General features: G+C 43.2%; 15 protein-coding genes. 12 read left to right on the top strand and 3 right to left on the bottom strand.

The features are described 5' to 3' along the window. Positions 1 to 53 precede the first annotated feature (53 nt). From ACESQI_RS13685 to ACESQI_RS13675, 3 genes are read left to right on the top strand one after another with little or no spacing between them, the layout of a single operon-like run. Positions 54 to 1,799 (top strand): S41 family peptidase, encoded by a 1,746-nt coding sequence (locus ACESQI_RS13685; protein WP_007484283.1) that lies wholly within the window; start codon positions 54 to 56, stop codon positions 1,797 to 1,799. After that, positions 1,711 to 2,244: a 5-formyltetrahydrofolate cyclo-ligase gene (locus tag ACESQI_RS13680; protein WP_373126334.1), complete on the top strand. Its 534-nt coding sequence runs from the start codon at positions 1,711 to 1,713 to the stop codon at positions 2,242 to 2,244. Before ACESQI_RS13685 ends, ACESQI_RS13680 begins: the two co-directional genes overlap by 89 nt. Beyond that, positions 2,241 to 3,029 carry a histidinol-phosphatase gene (locus ACESQI_RS13675; RefSeq protein ID WP_278599288.1) on the top strand — a complete coding sequence of 263 codons (789 nt, stop codon included), beginning with the start codon at positions 2,241 to 2,243 and terminating at the stop codon, positions 3,027 to 3,029. The genes ACESQI_RS13680 and ACESQI_RS13675 overlap by 4 nt, the downstream gene beginning before the upstream one ends. A 237-nt stretch (positions 3,030 to 3,266) precedes the next feature. On the opposite strand, the gene ACESQI_RS13670 is transcribed toward ACESQI_RS13675, so the two are convergent. Continuing rightward, complete coding sequence (locus tag ACESQI_RS13670) at positions 3,267 to 3,665, bottom strand: response regulator (RefSeq protein ID WP_007484281.1); 399 nt, start codon at positions 3,663 to 3,665, stop codon at positions 3,267 to 3,269. Positions 3,666 to 3,875: 210 nt separating this feature from the next. Between ACESQI_RS13670 and ACESQI_RS13665 the strand changes: the two genes are divergently transcribed. From ACESQI_RS13665 to ACESQI_RS13640, 6 genes are all read left to right on the top strand, one after another. Continuing rightward, complete coding sequence (locus ACESQI_RS13665) at positions 3,876 to 5,513, top strand: ABC-F family ATP-binding cassette domain-containing protein (RefSeq protein WP_373126331.1); 1,638 nt, start codon at positions 3,876 to 3,878, stop codon at positions 5,511 to 5,513. Between the two features lie 274 nt (positions 5,514 to 5,787). Continuing rightward, positions 5,788 to 6,192, top strand: coding sequence for a DUF6769 family protein (locus ACESQI_RS13660; RefSeq protein ID WP_182416590.1), 405 nt, complete (start codon positions 5,788 to 5,790; stop codon positions 6,190 to 6,192). Positions 6,193 to 6,313: 121 nt separating this feature from the next. Continuing rightward, complete coding sequence (locus ACESQI_RS13655) at positions 6,314 to 7,546, top strand: efflux RND transporter periplasmic adaptor subunit (protein WP_044094898.1); 1,233 nt, start codon at positions 6,314 to 6,316, stop codon at positions 7,544 to 7,546. 175 nt (positions 7,547 to 7,721) lie between these two features. Beyond that, complete coding sequence (locus ACESQI_RS13650; protein ID WP_373126329.1) at positions 7,722 to 10,868, top strand: efflux RND transporter permease subunit; 3,147 nt, start codon at positions 7,722 to 7,724, stop codon at positions 10,866 to 10,868. Between the two features lie 9 nt (positions 10,869 to 10,877). Beyond that, on the top strand, positions 10,878 to 12,056 hold the full coding sequence (locus ACESQI_RS13645; RefSeq protein ID WP_195660982.1) for a TolC family protein: 1,179 nt from the start codon (positions 10,878 to 10,880) through the stop codon (positions 12,054 to 12,056). Between the two features lie 93 nt (positions 12,057 to 12,149). Beyond that, a complete protein-coding gene (locus ACESQI_RS13640) occupies positions 12,150 to 12,965 on the top strand; it encodes a hypothetical protein (protein ID WP_002559474.1) in 816 nt (271 codons plus the stop codon). 39 nt (positions 12,966 to 13,004) lie between these two features. Here the strand turns inward: ACESQI_RS13640 and ACESQI_RS13635 are convergent, their stop codons facing one another. Then, positions 13,005 to 14,519 carry an rRNA cytosine-C5-methyltransferase gene (locus tag ACESQI_RS13635; protein WP_195660983.1) on the bottom strand — a complete coding sequence of 505 codons (1,515 nt, stop codon included), beginning with the start codon at positions 14,517 to 14,519 and terminating at the stop codon, positions 13,005 to 13,007. A gap of 5 nt (positions 14,520 to 14,524) precedes the next feature. Next, on the bottom strand, positions 14,525 to 15,091 hold the full coding sequence (locus tag ACESQI_RS13630; RefSeq protein ID WP_122200907.1) for an ORF6N domain-containing protein: 567 nt from the start codon (positions 15,089 to 15,091) through the stop codon (positions 14,525 to 14,527). A 109-nt stretch (positions 15,092 to 15,200) separates the two neighbouring features. On the opposite strand from ACESQI_RS13630, the gene ACESQI_RS13625 reads away from it, so the two are divergent. The 3 genes from ACESQI_RS13625 to ACESQI_RS13615 are packed head-to-tail and all read left to right on the top strand — an operon-like array spanning position 15,201 to position 16,694. Further along, positions 15,201 to 15,836, top strand: a complete 636-nt coding sequence (locus tag ACESQI_RS13625; protein WP_025866503.1) for a DUF6249 domain-containing protein — start codon at positions 15,201 to 15,203, stop codon at positions 15,834 to 15,836. Further along, the gene (locus ACESQI_RS13620) at positions 15,833 to 16,381 is read left to right on the top strand and encodes an RNA polymerase sigma factor (RefSeq protein ID WP_025866504.1); all 549 of its coding nucleotides are present in this window, start codon (positions 15,833 to 15,835) and stop codon (positions 16,379 to 16,381) included. Before ACESQI_RS13625 ends, ACESQI_RS13620 begins: the two co-directional genes overlap by 4 nt. Then, positions 16,365 to 16,694, top strand: a complete 330-nt coding sequence (locus tag ACESQI_RS13615; RefSeq protein WP_002559469.1) for a DUF5056 domain-containing protein — start codon at positions 16,365 to 16,367, stop codon at positions 16,692 to 16,694. Before ACESQI_RS13620 ends, ACESQI_RS13615 begins: the two co-directional genes overlap by 17 nt. The last annotated feature ends 53 nt before the right edge of the window (positions 16,695 to 16,747 follow it).

Raw genomic sequence — 16,747 nt, 5'->3', positions numbered from 1 at the left:
ATAGCATAGCTCCCCGTAGCTTGCAACTACTAACTAATAACTAATAAAAAAGCATGAGTACAAAAAACTCTTCCCGTTTTACCCCTGTCATCATTGCTATCAGCGTAGTAATCGGAATCCTCATCGGAACGTTCTACGCCAAACATTTTGCAGGCAATCGCTTAGGCATTATCAACGGATCATCCAATAAGTTGAATGCTTTACTCCGTATTGTTGATGACCAATATGTAGATACGGTGAACATGACAGACCTTGTAGAAAAAGCAATGCCTCAGATTCTGGCTGAACTTGATCCGCATTCAACCTACATTCCAGCACAAAATCTGGAAGAAGTAAACTCTGAATTGGAAGGAAGTTTTAGTGGAATAGGTATCCAGTTTACAATACAATACGATACCATACATGTAAATGCCGTTATTCCCGGCGGACCTTCCGAAAAAGTAGGACTAATGGCAGGTGACCGTATTGTAACCGTAGATGATAGCCTCTTTGTTGGAAAAGAAGTTACCAACGAACGGGCCATGCGTAAACTGAAAGGACCGAAAGGCAGTCAGGTTAAATTAGGCATTAAGCGTGCAACCGAAAAAGACCTGATCAATTTCACGATTACCCGTGGCGATATCCCGCAGAACACAATAGATGCCGCATACATGCTGAACGATGATTTTGGATATATCCAAATCAGTAAATTCGGACGCACGTCGCACGTAGAATTATTAAATGCTCTCGCACAACTGAATCATAAGAATTGCAAAGGACTTATCATAGATCTTCGTGGAAACACCGGAGGATATATGGATGCTGCCACACGAATGGTAAATGAGTTTCTGCCGCAAGGAAAATTGATTGTTTATGCACAGGGACGTAAATACAAACGTCTGGATGAAGTTGCTAACGGAACAGGAAGTTGCCAGAATCTCCCATTGGTTGTTCTTGTGGATGAAGGATCGGCTTCTGCCAGCGAAATTTTCTCGGGTGCTATTCAGGATAACGACCGTGGAACCATCGTAGGACGTCGTTCATTCGGTAAAGGACTGGTACAGCAACCTATCGATTTCAGCGATGGTTCTGCTATTCGTCTAACAATTGCCCGTTACTACACCCCGTCAGGACGTTGTATACAGCGCCCATACGAAAATGGAAAAGACCGCAATTATGAAATGGATTTGTACAACCGTTATACACACGGAGAGTTTTTCTCACGTGACAGTATAAAACTGGACGAATCACAGCGCTACTCAACCGGGTTAGGACGCCCTGTATACGGTGGTGGCGGTATTATGCCAGACGTATTTGTGCCACAAGATACTACCGGTGTCACCTCCTACTTGTCTACTGTACTAAACAAGGGGTTAACTATCCTCTTTACATTCCAGTATACAGACAACAACCGCGAGAAACTGAGCAAATACGATACTGAAGAATCACTCGTAAACTACCTGCGTCAGCAAGGACTTGTTGAACAATTCGTTCGTTATGCCGAAACAAAAGGCGTTAAGAGAAGAAATATACTTATTCAGAAGTCATATAAACTACTGGAAAAGAATATCTTCGGAAACATCATTTACAATATGTTGGGAAAAGAAGCTTATATCAAATATTCCAACCTGACAGATCCGACTGTAAAGAAAGGATTGGATTTGCTGGAAAAAGGCGAAGCTTTTCCCAAAGCACCGGAAATAGTTGAAGAACCGGAAATCAAGAAAAACGATGAAGGAAAGAAAAAAAGAACTGCGCAAGCTGATAGCGCAAGAGAAAACCCGGTATTGCGACTCTACGCTGAAGGCACTCTCTGCTGATATTTTAGCTAACCTGGAAAGTCATCCGGTTTTCCAGGCAGCAAACACCATACTACTCTACCACTCCTTGAAGGATGAAGTCCAGACCCATTCCTTCATAGAGAAGTGGAGTGAAAGAAAAAGGATTATATTACCTGTCGTCGTTGGAGATTATCTGGAACTACGACTTTATACAAGCCCCCAGGACCTGATTATTGGTTCTTATGGTATTGCCGAACCTACCGGAAAATTGTTCACCGACTATGATTCCATTGAACTGGCAGTAATTCCCGGTGTTGCTTTTGACCAGACCGGACATCGGTTAGGAAGAGGTAAGGGTTATTACGACAAACTCCTCCCCCACGTTACAGCCACAAAACTTGGAATATGTTTTCCCTTTCAATTGCTTGAAGAGGTACCTGCAGAGCCGTTTGACATCTGCATGGATGAAATTATAACAAAATGAAAACTAATTACCACACCCATACTACCCGCTGCCACCATGCGACAGGGAGTGACGAAGAATTTGTTTTAAGTGCCATCAAAGGAGGTTATCAGATAGTAGGGTTCTCAGACCATAGTCCGTGGAAGTATCATACGGACTATGTATCAGATATCCGGATGACTCCTGAAGAATTCCCTGAATATGTAGAGAGTATCCGAAGCCTACAAGAAAAATATAAAGACCGGATAAAGATACATTTAGGATTGGAATGCGAATATTTTCCTGAATACATACATTGGCTGAAAGAACTGATAAAAGAATACAAGCTCGATTTTATCATCTTTGGCAATCATCATTTCCACACAGACGAAAAATTTCCCTACTTCGGACGTAACACTACCACACCAGACATGCTCGAACTCTACGAAGAGAGTGCAATCGAAGGAATGGAAAGTGGTCTGTTTGCTTACTTGGCCCACCCTGATCTTTTCATGCGTTCTTATCCGGAATTTGATTCCCACTGTAAATTAATTAGCCGGCACATTTGCCGCACAGCTGCCCGGCTTAATATCCCTTTGGAATATAATATAGGAATGATGGACCACAACCAGGCTTTTGGCACTCTGACCTATCCACACCCGGAGTTTTGGCATATTGCTGTTAACGAGGGTTGCACAGCCATTATTGGAGTAGATGCACACGACACTAAATCACTGGAATATTCAGGATATTACGATCAGGCTTGTGAAAACCTGAAACTATTGAAAATAAAAACAATTGATACACTTCCCTGCTTGAACGAATGAGTTATTCAGTGAAAAGAATACGTCCATAACTCTCTAATAATCAAGGCTTATAAGAATGTACATTTTTACATAACAAGAGAGTACATTCTTGTTATACCAAAGTGTACAATATTGTCATGCATAAGTGTACAATCTTATAAAACATGAGCTACAAGTGAATGCATACCATTCTACCTGTAGCTCATATTTATAATGCAAGTTATAAAATTCAGCTGCCTATAAGGCAAGTCATTTCAGTTACCACTTCAAATCCGGGAAATAACTCGTCAGGCAATTCCTCAAAATACTCAATGTAATGGGTTTCACCAATACCTCTGTTGCTCCACATTTCATTGCATTTTCTTTATCGGAACTGAATGCATATGCAGTCTGCATTATGATAGGTATTTTCTGATCCTCTTTACGAATAATCACTGTGGCATCCAAACCAGTCATTATCGGCATTTTAATATCCATAAGTATCGCTGCAGCTTTGCCACGATTCTCATTGAACAACTTCACTATTTCCTCTCCGTTCTTAGCCCACAGGATATCACATTTTTTTCCTATGATAGCCTTTATCAATTTGAAATTACTGTCATCGTCTTCTGCCACCAGTATTAGCGGACGGAAGTCTGTTGTTGATTCATTTTCCATTATAATGATTGTTATATTCGCGTGTACATATTAGTATATCGTAATTATATCATACGCATTCAGCGCGCAAGTTATAAAAAAAAATAATATAAATGATTATCTTTGCCAAAAAAGCGAAGATAAGCTGCACCTTGGCATAAAAAATGAACTCGTTCATTTTATTCTGCTCCCGGTTTGCATTATCTTTGCACCTCATTTTAACGAACATATATGATTTCAGTAGACGGAGTTGCCGTAGAATTCGGCGGAACCACCTTATTTAGTGATATTTCTTTTGTAATTAACGAAAAAGACCGTATTGCCCTGATGGGTAAAAACGGAGCAGGTAAAAGCACACTGCTTAAAATATTGGCAGGAGTCCGCCAACCGACCCGAGGGAATATTTCAGCTCCCAAAGAGTGTGTTATTGCTTATCTTCCACAGCATTTAATGACCGAAGACGGACGTACCGTATTTGAGGAAACAGCACAGGCATTCGCTCACTTGCATGAGATGGAGGCCGAAATAGAACAATTAAATAAAGAGCTGGAGACCCGCACTGATTACGAAAGTGACAGTTATATGGAACTGATTGAAAAGGTTTCGTCACTGAGTGAAAAGTTCTATTCGATTGATGCAACCAACTACGAAGAGGATGTAGAAAAAGCATTATTAGGACTCGGTTTCGTGCGTGAGGACTTCCATCGGCAGACAAGTGACTTCAGCGGTGGCTGGCGTATGCGCATCGAACTGGCAAAACTGTTACTGAAAAAGCCGGACGTATTGCTACTGGACGAGCCGACCAACCACCTGGATATTGAGTCTATACAATGGCTGGAAGATTTCCTCATCAACAATGGTAAAGCGGTAATCGTAATCAGCCATGACCGTAAATTCGTCGATAACATCACCACCCGTACCATCGAGGTGACGATGGGACGCATCTATGACTATAAAGTTAACTATTCCCAATATCTGCAATTACGCGCAGAACGTCGTGTGCAGCAGCAAAAACAGTATGACGAACAACAGAAATTCATTGCCGAAACCACTGAATTCATAGAACGGTTCAAAGGAACATACTCCAAAACCCTGCAAGTACAAAGCCGTGTGAAGATGCTCGAGAAACTGGTATTGCTGGAAGTGGACGAAGAAGATACATCGGCTTTACGCCTGAAATTTCCACCTTCTCCCCGCTCGGGTAGTTATCCGGTAATTATGGACAATGTAGGTAAAACCTATGGCAAACATACAGTATTCAAAAATGCTTCACTCACTATAGAACGCGGAGACAAGGTAGCATTTGTCGGAAAAAACGGTGAAGGTAAATCCACATTAGTGAAATGTATCATGAAAGAAATCGAACATGAGGGTACATTGACTCTGGGACACAACGTACAGATAGGATACTTCGCACAAAACCAGGCCTCACTGTTAGACGAGAACCTAACCGTATTCCAGACCATCGACGATGTGGCTAAAGGAGAAATCCGTAATAAGATACGCGATCTGTTAGGAGCTTTCATGTTTGGCGGACCGGAAGAATCAATGAAGAAGGTGAAAGTACTATCAGGAGGCGAGCGTACACGTTTAGCTATGATTAAGCTATTGCTCGAACCGGTAAACCTGCTGATTCTGGATGAGCCGACCAATCATCTTGACCTCAAAACAAAAGATATCCTGAAACAGGCTCTGATTGATTTTGACGGTACGTTGATTGTAGTTTCGCATGACCGTGACTTCCTGGATGGACTGGTAACAAAAGTATACGAATTCGGCAACAAGAAAGTAAAAGAGCACTTATGCGGCATCTACGAATTCCTTGAAAAGAAAAAGATGGACTCTCTGCAAGAATTAGAAAAAAAATAAGTGCTTCCCGCACGGGGAAGTACGCCAAGCGATGGGTATATTTTGAAACGCGGATTAACGCGAATTTGCGCAAATTAAAAGACTGTTATTCTATCTCGTCTTTCTTTGTGCAAATCCGCGTTAATCTGCGTTTTATTGAATAATAATACTCTGTGGAACTCTGTGAGCCTCTGTGGTGAAATCCCTCCAAATTATCTTTTTAATATTTTAAGTACTATAATTTGCTATTCGATAAGGTAAATCCTATCTTTGCCAACCGATTAAAGATTTAAATTTGAAGAACAAAAGGTACATATTCTATATTCTATTTGTCATCAGCATCATTATGCTGGCAGTACCCCTTGTTCCCCATCATCACCATGCCAATGGGATGATCTGCATGAAACATGATGTAACACCCGAAGAACAATGCCCTGTACACAATCATCACCGGGAAAATGACTCCTGCTGCAGTGACGAATGTCTGGCGCGTTTTTCATCTCCTGCACCCAGTGCGCAGGTAGAATTGGGACCACAACACATGTTTGTTGCTATCTTATTCACCGACTTTATAATTGAAAATCTACTCCGACCTCAGGAAAAACAATTCACTAATGAATATGTCTACCGAGAGTCTTTACACGGCACGAATATCACTCGTGCCTTCGGACTTCGTGCCCCTCCCTCTACATTCATCTAACTGAACAATGTAGCTATTACATTGTTTGCAAGACAGTTGCGCCCGCGAACTTCTACTTTTGCAGGGTGAATTGTGATGAATTTACAAAAACGAAATCATTAAGAATGTATATTATATAATCATGAAGAAACTTATCTTTATGGGAGTTCTGGGATTGTTTATTCTGGGCTCCTGCAACAGCAAACCGGGGAATAATCCCGAAGAACACAATCATGGTACCGAGGCTCATGACCATGACCACGAAGGACACGACCACGAAAATGAAGGACACAGTGCCACCAAAGAGTGCGAAGGGCATAATCACGGTAGCGAAGCTTCCGAAAGCGAACATAGCGATGAAATTATTCTTCCCAAAGCTAAGGCAGAAGCTGCCGGCGTGAAGGTGAGTACCATCGAACCGGGAACTTTTGAACAAGTGATAAAAACCAGCGGACAAGTGCTTGCCGCACAGGGAGACGAAAGCGTAGCCGTAGCTACGGTAGCCGGTGTTGTCAGCTTTCATGGTAAAGTTACCGAGGGCATGAGTGTAGGGAAAGGCAGTACCCTGCTAACCATCTCATCCAGTAATATAGCAGATGGTGACCCGGTGCAACGTGCCCGTATTGCCTATGAAATCTCAAAGAAAGAATACGAACGTATGAAAGCGTTGGTTAAAAACAAAATCGTATCCGACAAAGATTTCGCACAAGCCGAACAAAATTACGAGAATGCCCGTATCAGCTACGAAGCACTCGCCAAAGGAAATACCAAAGGCGGACAAGCCATATCTTCTCCTATCGGCGGATATGTGAAAAATATCTTAGTCAAAGAGGGAGATTATGTTAGCATCGGACAACCGTTGGTCAGCGTAACACAAAACCGTCGTCTTTTCCTTCGCGCAGAAGTTTCAGAAAAATACTACCCATATCTGCGCACTATTGGTTCGGCTAACTTCAAAACGCCGTATGATAATAAGGTGTATGCACTGAAAGAATTAAGCGGACGCCTCCTTTCGTTTGGCAAGTCTGCCGGAGATAATTCATTCTATGTTCCGGTAACATTTGAGTTTGACAACAAAGGAGATATTATTCCCGGTTCGTTTGTAGAGGTATATCTACTGTCAACCCCGATGGAAAATGTTATCTCGCTCCCTCGCACTGCACTGACAGAGGAGCAAGGATTATTCTTTGTCTATTTGCAACTGGATGAAGAAGGCTATAAAAAGCAGGAAGTGACGCTGGGTGCAGATAATGGGCAAAGCGTACAGATACTGACAGGTGTCAAAGCGGGCGATCCTGTTGTTGTCAACGGTGCCTACCAGGTGAAACTGGCTTCGGCAAGTAATGCGATACCGGCACATAGTCATGAACACTAAAAAAGATTTACGATTGGACGATTTACAATTTACGATTGATGAAAGAGATTGTAAATCAAAGTAATTTCAATCGTAAATCGTAAATTGTCCAATCGTAAATAATTGTAATTTCAATCGTAAATTGTAAATTGTCTAATTGTAAATCATTTCAAATCGTCTAATCGTAAATAATTTCATGTTAAATAAAATTATACATTTCTCTCTTCAGAACCGCATCCTGGTACTCGTGGCCTCGGTGTTGTTGCTGATTGGCGGTACGTATACCGCAATGCATACAGAAGTGGACGTATTTCCCGACCTCAATGCGCCGACAGTGGTCATCATGACTGAGGCCAATGGAATGGCAGCTGAAGAAGTGGAACAGCTCGTCACCTTTCCCGTAGAAACTTCTGTAAATGGTGCAACAGGCGTGCGTCGCGTACGCTCTTCTTCCACAAATGGATTTTCTGTAGTTTGGGTAGAATTTGACTGGGGAACGGATATTTATCTGGCCCGGCAGATTGTAAGCGAAAAGCTCGCAGTAGTCAATGAATCATTGCCCGCCAATGTGGGCAAACCAACACTTGGACCACAGTCTTCCATATTGGGTGAGATGCTGATTATCGGCCTTACCGCAGATTCAACATCTATGCTCGACCTGCGTACTATCGCCGACTGGACAATTCGTCCACGTCTGCTTTCAACAGGTGGTGTGGCACAAGTAGCCGTTTTGGGGGGCGACTTGAAAGAGTATCAAATACAACTCGACCCGGAACGGATGCGTCACTATGGGGTATCTATGAGTGAAGTAATGAACACTACCCGGGATATGAATCTCAACGCCAACGGTGGAGTACTTTATGAATACGGAAACGAATATATAGTACGCGGAGTACTCTCTACAGATAAGGCAGATCAGCTGGGAAAAGCCGTAGTAAAGAGTATCAATACCGTACCTGTACTATTGGAAGATATAGCAGACGTAGCCATCGGACCAAAAGCTCCGAAGTTGGGTACGGCCTCGGAACGGGGAAAACCTGCTGTATTGCTGACAGTTACCAAACAACCTTCTACCAGTACACTGGAACTGACGGATAAACTGGAAGCTTCTTTAAAGGATTTACAGAAGAACCTCCCTGCGGATGTAAAGGTTTCTACCGATATCTTCCGCCAAAGCCGTTTTATCGAAAGCTCCATCGGAAACGTGAAAAAGTCATTGTTGGAAGGGGGTATCTTCGTTGTGATCGTGCTCTTCCTGTTTCTGGCAAACGTACGAACCACAATTATTTCACTGGTAACACTGCCCATTTCACTGATTGTTTCCATTCTCACCCTTCACTATATGGGGATGACTATCAACACAATGAGTCTTGGCGGTATGGCAATTGCAATCGGTTCATTGGTGGACGATGCTATTGTAGATGTAGAAAACGTATATAAACGACTCCGTGAAAACCGGATGAAATCGGAGACTGAACGTCTCCCGGTACTCGACGTGGTATTCAATGCTTCCAAAGAGGTACGTATGCCTATTCTGAACTCTACACTGATCATTGTAGTGAGTTTCGTACCCCTCTTTTTCCTTACAGGTATGGAAGGACGTATGTTAGTACCACTGGGCGTTGCTTTTATTGTGGCACTGTTCGCTTCTACAATAGTGGCTTTAACGGTTACTCCGGTACTATGCTCTTACCTGTTAGGCAGAAACAAGAGTGACAAAATCCCCAAAGAAGCATTCGTAGCACGCTGGTTGAAAGGTGTTTATGAAAAAGCATTGAGATGGGTACTTAATCACAAACGAATCACGTTGGGAAGTACCATTGCTCTGTTTATTGTTGCTTTGGGATGTTTCTTCACGTTAGGACGCTCCTTCTTACCGCCTTTCAACGAAGGTTCATTTACCATCAATATATCTTCGCTGCCGGGTATCTCTCTGGAAGAGAGTAACAAAATGGGACACCGTGCGGAAATGTTGCTATTAACTATTCCTGAGATACAGACCGTGGCCCGTAAAACAGGTCGTGCCGAACTGGATGAACATGCCCTGGGAGTGAATACCTCGGAGATAGAAGCACCATTTGAACTGAAAGACCGTTCGCGCAGTGAGCTCATTGCAGATGTACGTGAGAAACTGGGTACAATCACCGGAGCAAATATCGAGATCGGCCAGCCTATCAGCCACCGTATCGACGCTATGCTATCCGGAACAAAAGCCAATATCGCTATTAAGCTTTTCGGAGATGACTTAAACAAAATGTTCTCTTTAGGTAATGAAATAAAAGGGGCTATTGAAGGTATTCCCGGTATTGCCGACCTGAATGTGGAACAACAGATTGAACGCCCACAGCTAAAAATCACTCCGAAACGTGAAATGCTTGCCAAATATGGTATCACCCTGCCGGAATTCTCAGAATATATCAATGTAGCATTGGCAGGTGAAGTCATTTCACAGGTTTACGAAAAGGGCAAGGCATTCGATCTCATTGTTAAAGTGAAAGATAACTTCCGTGATGAAGCCGAGAAGATACGTAACCTGATGGTAGATACATCGGACGGAAAGAAAGTACCCCTAAGCTACGTAGCTGATGTTGTTTCGTCTATGGGTCCCAATACCATTAACCGTGAAAACGTGAAACGTAAGATTGTGATTTCTGCAAACGTAGCCGACCGCGACCTTCGCAGCGTAGTAAATGATATACAGAAAAAGATAGATACCTCCGTAAAGCTCCCGGAAGGGTACCATATTGAATATGGAGGGCAATTTGAAAGCGAACAGGCAGCAAGCCGCACGCTGGCCTTGACTTCCTTCATGAGTATCGTTATAATCTTCTTACTGCTGTACCATGAGTTCCGGAGTGTAAAAGAGTCCGGAGTGATTCTGCTGAACTTGCCGTTGGCGCTGATTGGTGGCGTATTTGCGCTACTCATCACCACAGGTGAAGTCAGTATCCCGGCCATCATCGGATTTATCTCTCTGTTTGGTATCGCTACACGTAATGGTATGTTACTTATCAGCCATTACAATCACCTGCAACAGGAAGAGGGTATGGGAGTATACGATAGTGTAATTCATGGCTCACTGGACCGGTTGAATCCTATCTTGATGACAGCACTTTCCAGTGCTCTGGCGCTGATACCACTGGCGCTGAGTGGCGACCTGCCGGGTAACGAGATACAAAGTCCAATGGCAAAAGTAATCTTAGGAGGTCTTTTAACATCGACTTTCCTGAACGGATTTATCATTCCCATTGTTTACCTGATGATGCATCGCCGCTCCCCACAGAAGGAGGAGATACGCCAAACGACAGATGGTGGGAATATCTCTAATGAAAAGAATAAATAATAGAATGAAATGAAAAAAATAACGATATTTACTGCCACACTCCTTGCCATTGCAGGAGTGCAGGCACAAAGTAACATAGAACAGGTGCTTCGGAATATCGAAGCGAACAATAAGGAGTTGCAGGCAAACGCCCAGCTTATCTCTTCACAGAAACTGGAAGCAAAGACTGATAATAACCTTGCAGATCCCAGTCTCTCTTATGCACACCTCTGGGGCGCAAAAGACAAAAATGAGACAATCGGAGAGCTTGTTGTTTCTCAAAGCTTCGACTTTCCCAGCCTCTACGCCAGCCGTGCAAAACTGAACCGTCTGAAAACAAGCTCTTTCGACGGACAGGCAAGTATCTTCCGGCAAGGTATCCTGCTACAGGCCAAGGAAGTATGTCTGGACATTATCATGCTTCGCCAGCAAAAGCAGATCTTACAAGAACGTTTACGTAATGCGGAAGAGCTTTCGGCAATGTACAAGAAACGCTTGCAAACAGGCGATGCCAACATTATTGAAACGAACAAGATCAACCTGGAACTGCTAAACGTCAAAACAGAGGCTTCGCTAAACGAAACAGCCTTGCGTAACAAGCTTCAGGAACTGAATACCCTGAATGGAAATATTCCTGTAGTATTTGAAGGAAATACATATCCGGCGGTTATCTTCCCTTCGGACTATCAGATGCTTAAAGCGGAAGTACTCGCTGCAGATCCAACCCTGCAGACACTTGCCAGTGAGAGTGCAGCTGCCCGTAAGCAGATTGGTGTCAACAAACAAGGCTGGTTGCCGAAACTGGAGTTAGGATATCGCCGGAATACCGAATCGGGTACTCCTTTCAATGGTGTAGTGGTAGGTTTCTCTTTTCCGATCTTTGAAAACAAAAGTAAAGTAAAGATAGCGAAAGCACAAGCCATGAACACAGATTTCCTAAAGGAAAGTGCCATGTTACAGGCAGAATCACAAGTAGCACAACTTTATCAGGAGGCACAAACTTTGCGCAGTTCAATGGACGAGTACGAAAAAACCTTCCAGGCACAGCAAGACCTCGAAATGCTGAAACAAGCACTGACCGGTGGGCAGATCAGTATGATTGAGTACTTTGTAGAAGTTTCGGTAGTATACCAAAGCAAACAAAACTATCTGCAACTGGAAAACCAATATCAGAAAGCGATGGCGAAGATATATAAGAATCAATTGTAGAATCTATTCTACTTTGCCAGACATTGTTTGAAGATTTTTGTTGACGAAGATAGAAGAATACATTATATTTGCAGCAAACATAAAATACTGATTATGATACCTAAACATTTCTATCAGACAGCTTTGTGCTGTATCCTTACTCTGCTGAGCGCATGTAAGGACGACAACAACAGTCCGCTCCGCTTTTATAACGACACATACGAAGTCCCTATGGGAGGTATACGCTACCTGGGACTGGAAAGCGGAAACGGTGATTACTCATTAGAAGTAAAAGATCAACGCCTTGTCAGTGCACAAGTGGAACAGGGATGGTCGACTCCGGGTGGCAGTGCCATCTACGTCCGGGGAATCCTTACGGGAAAAACGACCTTGAAAGTCACAGACTATGCAACGCTGGAAAGTTGTCTTTTGACAATTAAAGTTGTGGATAATTACGAAACAATGCGGCTATCCCGTGGATATGGATCTTCATTGTCTGAGAATGGTACGGCAGAGATGCTGCCTGGTATTTCGGATATGTTTCTTATCAACAATCGTGCACGGGATGCATATTTCTTCAAACAAGGACCTCAAACAGCCTTTTCATCCGGGTTGGTACTGGTAGCAAAAGGAAATTATGTACTCGAACCGGGAATGGACGACCAGGCCAATATGACACTCACCTTTACAGAGAGTGTGGAGCACGCAGAAGCCTTGACCGGTTCACATAAGTTCATCCTTCACGGCAATCCGTATATACTCCACCGGTTGGACAAGAACCTGAATTTGAATTGGAACACTCCCCCAACAGGAGATACACGGACATCGCCAGAGCCTCCTCCTTCTTACATTTTGGAAGAAGAAGGAACAGGAAGGCAGTTGGGCTTTTCATTCACCGGACTGGAAATGCCGGAAGGAATATTGCCTTAACCGGAAAGAACACAGTCGGATCCGATGTCCGGTTCGTCATCACAGGATGCGTATCTCTTCAGGCAAATATCCGCTGCGAATACGCCACTCCTGCGGATAAAGGTTATTGGCACGATTGCCTATATTCTTCACAAAACCGAGGGGAACCGATCTATAAGTAAGCAATACATAACCACGAGGGGCCGTCTCTGATAAAGAGATGGCCTCTTTGCGTAAATAAGCAATGGCTTGTTCGTAACTGATTTCTTCTGTAGAGAAAATACCCGGTTGCAATGCCCGGCTCATGGCAAGTGCATGATCGGGAATAAGGTCTTTCCCCTTCACTTCCCCCACTGTAATACCCGCTTGTACTATGCGGAGAAACTGCTGTAAAATGGCAAGTTCACCGATGTATTCTTTAGGAAATGCAGTAATCGTGTTTCCATTCGCTGACAGTTCATACGCTTCAGGAACTGCAAGCCAGCTTTTTGCTGCCGTTAATTGTTCTTTACCAATCGCCGAAGGAGCTGCTTTACCTCGCATAACAGACACTTTTTTGCGGGTAGCCTTTCCATTGCCAGCTTCATAAGCAAATGACTCCGAACCTGCAGCACCGTACATTTCTTTCTCTCCTTCCGGTTTCCGAAGTGCGGCAAGAAAGAACCCCTCCCCTTTCGTTTTATGAGGCAAAAAACGGTAGACCGGAAAGTCCGTTCCTGCTAGCAGGTTTCCTGTGATGTTCCACTCCGAAGAGATATCCAGCGGAAGTACTTCTGCCCCAAACTCATCACAAATCCACCGTACATTTTCTTCGTCCTCCTTCGTGTTATAAGTACAAGTACTGTATATAAGTATACCACCCGGTTTAAGACATTGCCAGATATCAGCAATAATACGGCGTTGACGTTGCCAGCATATTTCAACGTTATCCGAACTCCACTCTTCAATTGCGCGGGGATCTTTTCGGAACATACCCTCACCGGAACAGGGTACATCGGTAAGTATTACATCAAAAAAAACTCCAAGACGTGAAAAATCTGCCGGATCATTGTTCGTCACTACAACCCCGGGATACCCCCACTTTGTCAGATTCTCTGCAAGTATCTGCGAACGATTGCGAATCACTTCATTTGCAACCAACAGACTTCCTGCCGGCAAAAGGCTACATGCATGGGTAGACTTTCCACCGGGAGCAGCGCAAAGATCAAGCATCACAACAGGCTCTTCGGATAGATACTGTTGCAGCACCTGACCAACAAACATAGACGAGGCTTCCTGCACATAATAACAACCGGCATGAAAAAGAGGATCAAAAGTAAACGTCAGACGCTGATCGAGATAATACCCCTCTTCGCACCAGGGAACTTGTTTTAGTTGAGAGTTGAAAGTTAAAAGTTGAGAGTTGGCTACGCTATCAGCCTGCATAGTCACTGTCAATTGTCCACTGTCAATTGTCAACTTATTAAGGCGAATACTGACAGGAGGCTCTTGCTCCAGGGCGGCAAATAACTTTTCATATTCTTCGTTGCCCAACAAGGCACGGGTATAGTCGATAAAAGAGACTGGCAAGTTCATAGGATTTACTTTTTGTATGTATTAAAGCCGATTGGATTACGGGGTTTACTGACATCTTTCTCTTTGGTCTGTAACTCCGCAAGAGTCCGATTTATCAATTCTATCTGCATACGCGTATCATCATTTATATCGTTATAACCGGTAAAGACTTCTTCGATATATCCTTTCAATTCCTGAATTTCAGATTGTAGCTTCGCCAGGTCATTAACCGGAGGATTAGATATCAATTGGCGTACAGCAACAAAAGCACGCATAATTGAGATATTGACCTCAATAGCTACATCGCTATTCAGGACTGAAGAAAGCATAGCTACTCCTTGTTCTGTAAAAGCAAAAGGCATGTACCTCAATCCACCCCGCCCGTTTGAGGACGCAATTTGCGACCTCAAAAATTCAAACTCTTTCCGGTTCAACTCAAACATAAAGTCGACAGGAAAGCGCCTGAGATTTCTCCTCACCGCTTCTTTTAAACGTTTCGTTTCTATACCATAAAGCTCTGCCAAATCCCGATCCAGCATCACCTTCTGTCCACGTATCTCATATATTTTACTCTGAATAAACTGCAACTCCATTGATTTTCTTCTGTTAAATCCTGCAAATATCAAAAATATTTTGTCTCTTTGCAACTTTCCGGCAGGCTAACTACGTCTAACAACCAAAGAAACAAAAAAATTACAAGATATGAAAAGAATTCTAATTGCTCTGATGGTGGCAACCCTCTACTGCTCCATGTCATTTGCACAAAAGCAGAAAACCGTCTACAAAGATAGTACCGGACAGGTAACAATTACAGTCAGCAAAACCAATGACGATTCAGTATATACTCCCAAATACAAGGATACAGCAGAAGATGGAGTGACCGTAGAAAGCGAATCGACTGATTCTTATGACAGTACATATAGTTACACAGGTTTTAATGACGAAGATTTCTCTTTAGTCAAAGACTTTAGCGGAATGGCATCCAAAGGTATTGCTCTTGCATTCTTCATCCTGATATTAGTTTTCGGTTTCCCTATTTTTGTTATCTTCATTGCGTTTTACTTCCGCTACAAGAATAGGCGTGAACGTTACAAACTGGTAGAAAAAGCCATTGCTGCCGGACAGCCCATTCCGGAAGGTATCCTTAAAGAGAGCCTGAATACGGACACACGCTCCAAGGGGATTAAAAACATGTGCCTCGGCACCGGATTGTTCATCTTCCTTTGGGCTATAACAGACAGCTTTGCTCTGGGGTGTATAGGCCTGCTGATAATGTTCACCGGCCTCGGACAATGGTTGGTTGCCCGTAATCAACATCCTACTGACGAACAAAAATGAGTCAGATCAACGACATATCGTTAGTCGCACAGGTCGTGGTGTTTAAAAACACCAGGGCCTTCAACCAATTGGTTCAGAAGTATCAATCGCCTATCCGGCGCTTCTTCCTCAACCTGACGTGCGGCGACAGCGATTTGAGCGACGATCTGGCACAAGATACATTCATCAAAGCATATACAAGTATAGCAACCTTTAAAAATCTTTCAAATTTCTCAACATGGCTTTATCGTATTGCTTATAATGTATTTTATGATTATATTCGCAGTCGGAAGGAAACAACCGAGCTGGACTCCAGAGAAGTAGATGCTACCAATAGTGTTGAACAGGAAAACGTGGGGCAACGCATGGACATTTACCAATCACTTGAAAAGCTAAAAGAAGTGGAACGAACCTGCATCACTTTGTTCTATATAGAAGATGTAAGTATAGACAAAATTGCGGGAATTGTGGGTATACCGGCAGGAACAGTAAAAAGTCACCTGTCGCGTGGTAAAGAGAAATTGGCAATGTATTTAAAACAAAACGGTTATGATGGAAACAGATGATAAACTAATACGGGAATTCTTTGCAAAACAAAAACAAGAAATACCCGATAATGGCTTTAGTCGCCGTGTAATGCACCATCTGCCCTACCGTACAGGACTGCTGGTGAAAATATGGAGCGTATTTATTACACTTGTAGCTGTGGTGCTGTTTTTTGCTTACGACGGACTTCAGGCAGTAGCAGGTACTGCACGTGATATATTCGTATCGATGGTGCAAAGCGGAGCCGCAACAGGCATTGATCTCAAATCACTGATTATCGCCGCAGCGGTACTTATGTTTCTGGGAGTACGCAAAGCATGGTCTATGGCATAAGAAAAAACAAAGCAAAAAGTTTGCTTTTGGATTTGTAATGTAGTATATTTGTA

The sequence above is a fragment of the Bacteroides sp. HPS0048 genome (assembly GCF_964240755.1).
GTDB lineage: Bacteria > Bacteroidota > Bacteroidia > Bacteroidales > Bacteroidaceae > Bacteroides > Bacteroides nordii.
This window is presented reverse-complemented; position numbering and strand designations above follow the sequence as displayed.